The organism is Streptomyces sp. NRRL WC-3549 (assembly GCF_000721935.1).
In the GTDB taxonomy this organism is placed as follows: Bacteria; Actinomycetota; Actinomycetes; order Streptomycetales; family Streptomycetaceae; genus Streptomyces.
Map to the genome: position 1 here is coordinate 86,911 of NZ_KL585398.1, position 582 is coordinate 87,492.

Here is a 582-nt window from a genome sequence, read left to right on the forward strand (position 1 = left end):
CCTCCGACAGCCGTACGGTCACCTCGGTGCGCAGGAGCGACCGGGCGAACTGCGCGGCCCGCTCCTCCCAGAAACCCGGCAGGTCGAAGTCCTCGTCCCGCTCGAAACACTCCTCCGACACCTCGACCGCCGTGAACCGGTCGATCCGGTACACCCGGACGTCGTCCCCCGCCCGGGCGCAGAGGTACCAGACGCCGGCCTTCAGCACGAGCCCGTACGGGGCCAGCTCCCGCTCCACCTCGTCGGCGGCACCGCGCCGGTAGCGGGCCCGGACGAGCCGGTCGTCCCGTACCGCCTCCGCGACGGTGGGCAGCAGCTCGGGGGTGACGGGCTCGTGGAACCAGCCCGGCGCGTCCAGGTGGAAGCGGCGGGCCGCGGTCCGCGGGGCGTCCCGGAGCGAGGGGAGCAGGGCGGCCGTCACCTTCAGCCGGGCGGCGGACGCCGCGTCGTGGAGCCCCATCTCGCGCAGGACCGTCGGCAGCCCGGACAGGAAGAGGGCTTCGGCCTCCTCGCGGGCGAGCCCCGTCAGCCGCGTCCGGTAGCCGCCGACGAGCCGGTACCCGCCGTTCCTGCCCCGGTCGG

General features: G+C 75.6%; 1 protein-coding gene. It reads right to left on the minus strand.

All coding sequences use genetic code 11. From position 1 onward, the window contains the following. The coding region (locus IH13_RS0114725; protein ID WP_031084565.1) for a helix-turn-helix transcriptional regulator at nucleotides 1–582 on the minus strand (582 nt) is incomplete at both ends.